Raw genomic sequence first — 8,899 nt, 5'->3', positions numbered from 1 at the left:
GCAGCAGTTTATCAGATCTCCCCGGGTAAGAACGCAAACTTTCTCTCCATATACCTGTCGAATATACAGCGGGATGTTTCGGATAGTTTTGGGCTTTATTTTGTTGTGCAAACTCACCCACATCCAACTGCCTGATTCGCTTCCTGTTCGTCAGGCCAGAGATTTACCGCCGGCTTCCTTCAGATTCCTCCTCGCGAAGGACACCCTTGCCTTAGGTTAACGCTTCCCACTATCAAGGCGCGTTCGGGACTTTCACCCTATAGTTTGCGCCCGTGCCGGGCGCACACAACAAAGCCGGTAGTTTGGACTACCGGCTTTGTTGTTTATACTGGATATAACATCTTACAGGAAATAGCCGAGAGCAATACCTGCAATGACCAAGATTGGTGCACTGATCTTCGTGTAGTTTAGCGTGATGAAGGTAAGGGTAATAATGATGATGGACATTGCATCCAATCCTATGGGCTTAACAAGCAAAATAAAGGCAGCAATGATGAAGCCAACACTAACCGCATTGACGCCGGAGAGTGAGTACTTAATCCGGTTCACCTTTTTTAAATCATCCCAGAAAGGAACAATGAACAGTACCAGGATTACACCTGGGAGATTGATGCCCAATACTCCGATCACACCCCCGAGCAGCTGGCCATAAAATCCGTAGCCGAAGTTCTTCATGCTTAATGCGGACAGGTAACTGGTAAAGGAAAATGTGGGACCCGGAAGTGCTTGTTGCAAGGCAAAGCCGGATAGAAACTCTGAAGCATTCAGGTAATGTTTCATTTGAACGAACTCCGTGAACATCAAAGGAACAAGGACCTGCCCGCCCCCGAAAATGAAGATTCCGTTGCGATAAAAATTCTCAAACAACCTGATCGGCAAACTAAAAGGCGAGGTCGTGTTAATAATTGCACCTAGTAATGCGAGGAATAGCAACACCCCAAAATAGTAGATCAGCTTATTACGGTTGATGTTCGAAAACAAACGCATCCTCAACTCATTCTCCTCCCGTGGTGTGTCAATTGACGAGGAAATGATACCCCCTATTAATATCGCTAGCGGGAAAACATAGGCATTTCTTAGCACAAGCGTTGCGATCACTGCTGCGCCAGCAAGAAAGAAAGACAACTGCGATCGCAAGACCTTTTTTCCAAGGTTAACGGCACCATAGGCAACCACGCCCAGCGCTACTGGTTGGATGTACCTCATAATCTCCACAAACTGGTTCTTATGATCCAGCCTCGCATAACTTACCGCGGCAAAAGTCATAAGAGCTGCTGAAGGAATTATCCAGATGAGGAAAGTGATAATTGATAAACCCAGACCCCCGACTTTGTATGCGAGCCCGACCAAGGTTTGGGTTGAAGCTGGACCAGGTAGTACCTGCGCAAGTGCATTCAGCTCCAGCAGATCTTCCTCGGAAATATATTTAAGGTCCTTAACGAAATACTTTAGCAAGAGTGCCATATGTGCCTGAGCACCACCGAAGGCGGTGAACGTAAACAATATCACCTGGCGAATAAACAACAGTCTTTTAGCTACCAAAGCGCCCCAGGTTAATCGTCTTCATAATCAAGTCCCAAAGCGGAGTTCAAAGCTCCCTGAAGCTCTGAAAAAGCATGATTGTCGTTTTTATCTCTAGCGGCCTTTAAGCCCATTCGGTAGATTTCGACAGCCTTTTCTTTGTTGCCGGTCTTTTCATGAAGCTTTCCTAGATGGTAGTATGTTCCCACATAATCCGGACGTTGCTCAACCAGTAGATTATAGTAATGAAATGCTTGTTGATAGTCCGCTGCGGTATTGTATTCAGTGGCCAGTGCATATAGGATAAAGGGATCGGAAGGATCAGCTTTCAAAAATTCTAATAACTTGTTTAATCGGGTAGTTTGCATTTTTAATCCTTGCTTTTTTAATTAGATTTGCAAAAAGACTTTTTTTATGAAAATATTAGTTTGTATAAGTAATGTGCCAGACACAACCACAAAAATAACTTTTACTAACGATAATACACAATTCAATACTGCGGGTGTTCAATACATTGTGAACCCTTACGATGAGATTGCGTTATCCAAAGCTATTTCGCTTTGCGAAGGTGGAAAAGGATCTGTAACCGTCATTAACGTTGGAGAAAACACCACCGAGCCGACCATCCGTAAAGCACTAGCCATTGGTGCTGATGACGCCGTAAGGATCAATGCAGCGCCACGTGATGCTTATTTCACTGCCTTCCAGATTGCTGAATATGCCAAGGACCATGAATTCGATATGATTCTTACCGGCCGCGAATCTATTGACTACAATGGCGCGCAAGTTGCATCCATGATCGGTGAATTTTTGCATATTCCATCCATTTCAATCATTAAAAAACTGGACTATGATGGAAGTACCGCAACAATCGAAAGAGAAATTGAAGGTGGTAAAGAAATCCTGACCGTGACTGGAAAGTTCATCGCGAGCTGTGCTGAAGGCATTGCTGAACCAAAGATCCCAAATATGAGGGGCATCATGTCGGCAAGAACAAAGCCATTGCAGGTTGTTGAAGCTAAAGATATTGAGCAACTGTCTAAAATCGAGTCCTTTCAAACGCCTCCACCAAGAGGAACAGTGAAACTTGTACCATCTGAGGATACCGAAAAACTGATCGACCTTTTACATCAAGAGGCTAAAGTAATCTAATCCCTTCCACTCATAAGTATAATAAACGATATATGTCAGTTTTAGTCTACGTAGAACACGCGGATGGAAAGTTTAAGAAATCTGTTTATGAAGCAGTTTCTTATGCAAAAGCCATCGCTGAACAAAATAATACAAACCTTACTGCAATCTCCATTGGAGATGTTGAAGAGCCAACATTGGCAGAACTTGGAAAATATGGTGCATCTAAGGTTCTTTCTGTCAATACAAGCCAATTAAAAAACTTCGTTAACCAAGCTTATGCTTCTGTTATTGCAGAAGCTGCTGCAAAAGAAGGTGCAAACATCGTAGTGCTTTCAAACTCATTCTCGGGAAAAGGTTTGGCACCTCGTGTAGCTGTTAAACTAAACGCCGGATTTGTAGATGGCGCTATAGAACTTCCAACCAATGATGGTGGAAGCTTCAAAGTAAAAAAAACAGCGTTCTCCGGTAAAGCCTTTGCGGTAACTGAAATTACGTCTGAAAATAAGGTGGTTGCTTTAAACCCTAACGCTTACGGTGTTAAGGAAGCTGGAGCGAATGATGTAGCGATCGAGGCATTTACACCTGCTGAAAATGCTTCTGATTTCAACGCAGTTGTTAAAGAAATTATCAGGGCGACCGACAAAGTTTCTCTGCCTGATGCGGAAATTGTAGTTTCTGCGGGAAGAGGATTAAAAGGGCCTGAAAATTGGGGTATGATTGAAGAACTTGCAGGTTTATTGGGCGCTGCAACTGCCTGTTCAAAACCGGTATCAGACGCAGACTGGAGACCACATTCTGAACACGTTGGTCAGACCGGAATAACGGTAAGTCCAAACTTATATATTGCAATAGGTATTTCGGGTGCGATACAGCACCTTGCTGGTATCAGCTCTTCAAAAGTAATTGTTGTGATCAATAAAGATCCAGAAGCACCTTTCTTCAAAGTTGCTGATTATGGAATTGTTGGCGACGCTTTTGAGGTTGTACCAAAATTAATTCAAGCATTAAAAGCACATAAAGGATAATATACCTGGCCGGCTAGCCCGGCCCAGGTATTCTTAATCATGAAAAAAGTAAAACTTGATATCGTTGGATTATCCTACAGCCAGACACAGTCTGGAGCATACGCGCTCGTGTTAGGAGAGATTAATGGACGACGACGTCTTCCCATCATCATAGGTGCCTTTGAAGCGCAAGCGATCGCCATAGAGATGGAGAAGATGACACCTACCCGTCCGCTTACCCACGATCTTTTTAAAACATTCGCACTCGCCTATAACATCGAGATCCGGGAGGTACTTATTTATAACCTGGTAGAAGGCGTGTTTTTTGCAAAGATCATTTGTTCTGACGGGAATACTGTTCAGGAGATTGATGCCCGTACCTCAGATGCAATCGCACTTGCGGTAAGATTTAACGCCAATATCTACACCTATGAATTTATCCTGTCTTCTGCCGGAATATTAATTGAAGGAGAGGATTTTCTTTTTCTAGAGAATATAGACAGCATCTCCAAGGAACAGGGATCCGAAGACATAAACACTTCCATACCAGGCTCCAGTTATAAGTCGTACAGCCTGGAAGAACTTCAACAAAAACTTCAAGAGGCTATCGCCGAAGAAGCCTATGAGAAAGCGGCAAGGATCAGAGACGAGATCAACAAACGAAACTCTGCATAATACTTCATTTGAATCAATTAATAGCTTGACCTTGAACAATTACTTAAGGAATGCGTGACAGTCAGTTTATTATTTTACATAATGCTTTTTTCAATCTTAAAATTAAACTAAACTGTTATTATGAACGTTAAGTTCCGCCTAACCCTGATGAATTTCCTTCAGTTTTTCATTTGGGGTTCATGGCTTATTACAATTGGTGTTTACTGGTTTCAAAATAAACAATGGTCTGGTTCTGAATTTGGGGTTATATTCTCAACTATGGGTATCGCATCGATATTCATGCCGGCGCTTGCAGGTATTGTTTCAGACCGCTGGATCAATGCGGAAAAGTTACTGGGCATCATGCATATTCTAGGCGCTTTTGTGCTCTTCAGCCTTCCGCTTGTTGATAATCCAACAACTTTCTTCTGGGTCATATTGCTTAATATGATCTTCTACATGCCTACACTCTCCCTTTCTATTACCGTGGCATATACTGCTTTAAAGAATAATAAAAAAGACATAATTAAGGACTATCCGCCCATCCGGATATGGGGAACTATCGGCTTTATTGCCGCGCTGTGGGTGGTGAGTTTAACAGGTAATGAAGCTTCTTCAAACCAATTCTACATCGCTTCTGCAGTTTCTTTATTTCTAGGGATCTATGCTTTTACGTTGCCAAAATGTCCACCCCTGGCTAAGAAAACGGAGACAAAGACCTTCGTTGACGCCTTAGGCCTTCGGGCTTTCTCCTTATTCAAACAAGGGAACTTCGCAATATTCTTCTTATATTCTATGCTACTAGGCGCTGCATTGCAGTTAACAAACGCCTATGGAGATACGTTCCTTCACGATTTCAAGAATGTTCCTGAATATGCGAACCTGTTGGCAGTAAAATACCCGGCAATCATTATGTCCATCTCCCAGATCTCTGAAACGCTGTTTATTCTGGCTATCCCCTTTTTCCTTCGGAAATTTGGGATCAAGTACGTCATGCTTTTCAGTATGCTTGCCTGGGTGTTAAGATTCGGGCTTTTCGCCTTTGCAGATCCTGCTGGGGGATTATGGATGATTGTTCTTTCCTGTATCATCTACGGAATGGCTTTCGATTTCTTTAATATTTCGGGCTCATTATTCGTTGAAACACAAGTAGACGCGAAAATGCGTGGAAGTGCACAGGGTCTGTTTATGATGATGGTGAATGGTTTTGGTGCACTATTCGGAAGTTTCGCCAGCGGTTGGATCATTGAACATTTCTTTACTTACGCTGATCAAAGCAAAGATTGGACAAACATCTGGATCACATTTGCTACATATACGCTCGTTTTAGCGGTTACATTCCCATTTGTTTTCAAATACAAACACACAGCTGCAGAAGAAACGGCGATCAAAGCTTTGGAACACTAATTTAGGCATAAACAACATAATCACATGTCAACCGGTAAATATAGGAAGGAATCTAACTGCCTGAACTGCGGCCACCACGTAGAGGAACATTTTTGCACGCATTGTGGTCAGGAGAACATAGAAATCAGAGAAGATGCTATTCACATGATCAGCCATGCTATAGCGGATTACTTTCACTTTGAATCCAAGTTCTTCGGGACCATCAAGCCTCTGCTTATGCAGCCAGGCTATCTCTCTAAGCTCTATGTAGCGGGTAAAAGAGTGGCTTTCATCCATCCGATAAGGCTTTACATCTTCATCAGTATTGTTTTTTTCCTGTTTATGCTTAGCAGCTCGAAGTCGAATGAAGTAGAACAAGAGGCAGCGCAGACCACGAATACTACAAAAAAGAAAGAGGCTTTTCTAAAAATCGAAAGGTTAGAACAGGATCTAAAGAATCGAGCACTAACATCCGCACAACGAGATAGCATCATTAGAGTAGCAATATCTGAGGCTAATGAGAAAAATGCGGAATCGAATGATTTCACGATCAATGACGATTGGGTTAACAAAGTCGATACGACTGTAAATGCCTATGAGAACCGGCAGAAGGCGCTACCTGCTAAAGAGCGGGATAACTTTCTTAAGCACTATATCATTCGCAAAAACCTGGAGCTACGAAAGTATCCAAATGCCGGAGAAAAGATCAAGGAAGACATCAAGCACAATGTGCCTAAGATGATGTTCATCTTACTCCCTTTATTTGCATTGATTTTGAAACTCGTTTACTTCAGACCTAAGAAATACTACTACGAGCATCTCATTTATTCCTTTCACGTGCACGCTGCGCTTTTTCTAAGCTTGCTTATACTAAATGCACTTACCTGGTTTTTTGACCTGTTTTTTGGCATTTCATTTCTGCTAAACACTGCCTGGTTTATATATGCGTTATGGTACATCTATCGCTCGCTAAGAACGTTTTATAATAGCAGAAGATGGGTAACGGTAGCTAAATTTGCATTTTTAATGTTCGGCTATCTTATTGTATTTACCCTTTCCATTTTAATCATCATCGCAGTAACAATGATCATGTTGTAATTTATAGTTACAACTGGTTTTTCAAAACCAACTAAAATAAGAAAGCCCCTGAAAGTTTAATTTCAGGGGCTTTTCTTTGTTAAATATTCTCAATTCATTTGCAGTATATCTAAAATGATATACCATTTGGATTGAATCTTTTGTACGGATATTATCGCTCTGAAATATCAGTGAAAGTTCTGTCTTTATGACCTACATAGATCTGTCTAGGACGACCGATAGGCTCTTTGTTCTCGTGCATCTCTTTCCACTGTGCGATCCATCCTGGAAGACGGCCAAGGGCGAACAATACGGTAAACATATCCGTAGGGAAACCCAAGGCACGGTAGATGATACCAGAATAGAAATCAACGTTTGGATAAAGCTTACGTTCTACGAAATAAGGATCATTCAGTGCTGCCTCTTCAAGCTTCTTCGCGATTTCAAGTACCGGATCATTGATACCTAGCTTCGCTAAGATGTCATCACAAGCTTTTTTAATGATCTTTGCCCTTGGGTCAAAGTTCTTATAAACGCGATGCCCGAAGCCCATCATACGGAAAGGATCGTTTTTATCTTTCGCTTTATTGATCCATTTTTCAGTGTCTCCACCATCTTCTTTGATCTTCTCAAGCATCTCAATTACAGCTTGATTAGCACCGCCATGTAATGGACCCCATAAGGCATCAATACCTGCCGATACAGAAGCATACAGGTTACAGTCTGAAGACCCAACCATCCGCACTGTAGATGCGGAGCAGTTTTGCTCGTGATCGGCATGCAGGATCAACAGCGTGTTCATCGCTGCAACTACAACCGGATCTATCTCCACTTCTTCTGTACGCTGACCGAAGATCATGTGAATGAAGTTACTTACATAGTCGTACTTATTTTTTGGATAGATAAGCGGATGACCAAGAGATTTCTTGTAAATGAAGGCTACAATCGTCGGAAACTTCGCAAGCAATTTGATCATGGTTAAATCCATGGTTTCAGGCGAAGAATTTGCATTTAACGATTCAGGGTAGAATGTAGATAACGAACAAACCAAAGATGAAAGCTGAGCCATAGGGTGAGATTTAGATGGGTAACCATCCAAAAACTTCTTCATATCCTCGTGGATAAGCGTATGGCGACTAATGTTGCTTTGTAAGCCAGCAAGTTGGTCTGAAGTCGGAAGATCTCCATAGATCAGCAAGTAGGCAACCTCAAGAAAGGTAGATTTCTTTGCAAGTTCCTCAATTTCATAGCCCCGGTACTTCAATATTCCTTTTTCACCATCAAGGAATGTGATTGCACTCTTGGTGGATCCAGTATTCTTGTAACCAAAATCTAAAGTAATATGACCCGTCAAGTCCCTTAATTTAGAAATATCTATAGCCTTCTCTCCCTCTGTTCCTGTTATAACAGGAAACTCATAAACCTTACCATCAATCTTTATTTCTACGATATCTGACATATTATATATTTATTTTAAACGTAATTAAATCTAATCATCATCATTTCACTATCAACAAAGCTGTTCAATTATTTCGAAAAACCTGCTAATAAATTCAATATTCCTATTAAAGGCTTGCCGTGAATTGATCCTTAACGGAACCACATTCCATCATTTCATCGCCATAATAAGGATTTTGTATCTTTTTTTCCGACGAAAGCCATGAACCACCATCGCCCTTGTTTGCCATTGGGCAGTGTTCGACATAAATGGTGCCTTTTTTCAAAGTTGCGTGGCTAAACAATGCGATAACATCTGAGCTCAGATAGGTGAACTCCTTACGCTGTGCAGCAATATCCTTTGATTCAGAAATCTTCTTGGCAATTAATGCGGTATTTTCACAACCTTCAAAAACGGCCAGGTTGTTTTGAAGGGACGATGCAGCTGTCTTGGCCACCTCATATTCAGATGATACCAGCGCATCTTTGAGTATCACATAGTTGTCGTAAATTGACTGGAGTTTTGGGTTTTCCAACTCTACTCCACCTGTAGCATCAACCACGGCCGTGGTTTCTGTATCTTTTGATTCTTTGGGATTTTGAGCATTTGAGCAAGCAGCTAAAACAAGCATCAGCACAATTCCGGCATAGTTTCTCATTCTTTTACGTTTTGATATTCGGCTTAT

9 protein-coding genes are annotated in these 8,899 nt (G+C 41.7%); 5 read left to right on the top strand and 4 right to left on the bottom strand.

Annotated features, from left to right (window positions below; genetic code table 11):
• Positions 1–342: 342 nt before the first annotated feature.
• Positions 343–1,542 carry a chromate efflux transporter gene (gene chrA, locus AC5WJX_RS16930; protein WP_494485471.1) on the bottom strand — a complete coding sequence of 400 codons (1,200 nt, stop codon included), beginning with the start codon at positions 1,540–1,542 and terminating at the stop codon, positions 343–345.
• Between the two features lie 11 nt (positions 1,543–1,553).
• Entirely contained in the window at positions 1,554–1,889 is a 336-nt protein-coding gene (locus tag AC5WJX_RS16925; protein ID WP_440429593.1) for a tetratricopeptide repeat protein, read from the bottom strand.
• Positions 1,890–1,935: 46 nt separating this feature from the next.
• Between AC5WJX_RS16925 and AC5WJX_RS16920 the strand changes: the two genes are divergently transcribed.
• The 5 genes from AC5WJX_RS16920 to AC5WJX_RS16900 all read left to right on the top strand — a co-directional run bounded on the left by AC5WJX_RS16920 (position 1,936) and on the right by AC5WJX_RS16900 (position 6,797).
• Positions 1,936–2,673, top strand: a complete 738-nt coding sequence (locus AC5WJX_RS16920; protein WP_494485470.1) for an electron transfer flavoprotein subunit beta/FixA family protein — start codon at positions 1,936–1,938, stop codon at positions 2,671–2,673.
• Between the two features lie 32 nt (positions 2,674–2,705).
• Complete coding sequence (locus AC5WJX_RS16915) at positions 2,706–3,680, top strand: electron transfer flavoprotein subunit alpha/FixB family protein (RefSeq protein ID WP_494485469.1); 975 nt, start codon at positions 2,706–2,708, stop codon at positions 3,678–3,680.
• Positions 3,681–3,719: 39 nt separating this feature from the next.
• Positions 3,720–4,334, top strand: a complete 615-nt coding sequence (locus AC5WJX_RS16910; protein ID WP_440429596.1) for a bifunctional nuclease family protein — start codon at positions 3,720–3,722, stop codon at positions 4,332–4,334.
• A 120-nt stretch (positions 4,335–4,454) separates the two neighbouring features.
• Positions 4,455–5,720, top strand: coding sequence for a nucleoside permease (locus AC5WJX_RS16905; protein ID WP_494485468.1), 1,266 nt, complete (start codon positions 4,455–4,457; stop codon positions 5,718–5,720).
• Positions 5,721–5,744: 24 nt separating this feature from the next.
• Positions 5,745–6,797 (top strand): DUF3667 domain-containing protein, encoded by a 1,053-nt coding sequence (locus tag AC5WJX_RS16900; protein WP_494485467.1) that lies wholly within the window; start codon positions 5,745–5,747, stop codon positions 6,795–6,797.
• 151 nt (positions 6,798–6,948) lie between these two features.
• On the opposite strand, the gene AC5WJX_RS16895 is transcribed toward AC5WJX_RS16900, so the two are convergent.
• Positions 6,949–8,235, bottom strand: coding sequence for a citrate synthase (locus AC5WJX_RS16895; RefSeq protein WP_440429600.1), 1,287 nt, complete (start codon positions 8,233–8,235; stop codon positions 6,949–6,951).
• A gap of 106 nt (positions 8,236–8,341) precedes the next feature.
• Entirely contained in the window at positions 8,342–8,872 is a 531-nt protein-coding gene (locus AC5WJX_RS16890) for a DUF3347 domain-containing protein (RefSeq protein ID WP_440429602.1), read from the bottom strand.
• Positions 8,873–8,899: the final 27 nt, after the last annotated feature.

The sequence above is a fragment of the Pedobacter sp. NEAU-ZC8 genome, from assembly GCF_059278965.1.
The sequence above is the reverse complement of the archived record's forward strand: the minus strand, read 5'-3'. Positions and strand labels throughout refer to the sequence as shown.

Coding starts and splice junctions, on each gene's coding strand:
- AC5WJX_RS16915 (WP_494485469.1), top strand. CDS start 2,706: ATGTCAGTTTTAGTCTACGTAGAACACGCGGATGGAAAGTTTAAGAAA.
- AC5WJX_RS16910 (WP_440429596.1), top strand. CDS start 3,720: ATGAAAAAAGTAAAACTTGATATCGTTGGATTATCCTACAGCCAGACA.
- AC5WJX_RS16900 (WP_494485467.1), top strand. CDS start 5,745: ATGTCAACCGGTAAATATAGGAAGGAATCTAACTGCCTGAACTGCGGC.
- AC5WJX_RS16925 (WP_440429593.1), bottom strand. CDS start 1,889: ATGCAAACTACCCGATTAAACAAGTTATTAGAATTTTTGAAAGCTGAT.
- AC5WJX_RS16905 (WP_494485468.1), top strand. CDS start 4,455: ATGAACGTTAAGTTCCGCCTAACCCTGATGAATTTCCTTCAGTTTTTC.
- AC5WJX_RS16920 (WP_494485470.1), top strand. CDS start 1,936: ATGAAAATATTAGTTTGTATAAGTAATGTGCCAGACACAACCACAAAA.
- AC5WJX_RS16890 (WP_440429602.1), bottom strand. CDS start 8,872: ATGAGAAACTATGCCGGAATTGTGCTGATGCTTGTTTTAGCTGCTTGC.
- AC5WJX_RS16895 (WP_440429600.1), bottom strand. CDS start 8,235: ATGTCAGATATCGTAGAAATAAAGATTGATGGTAAGGTTTATGAGTTT.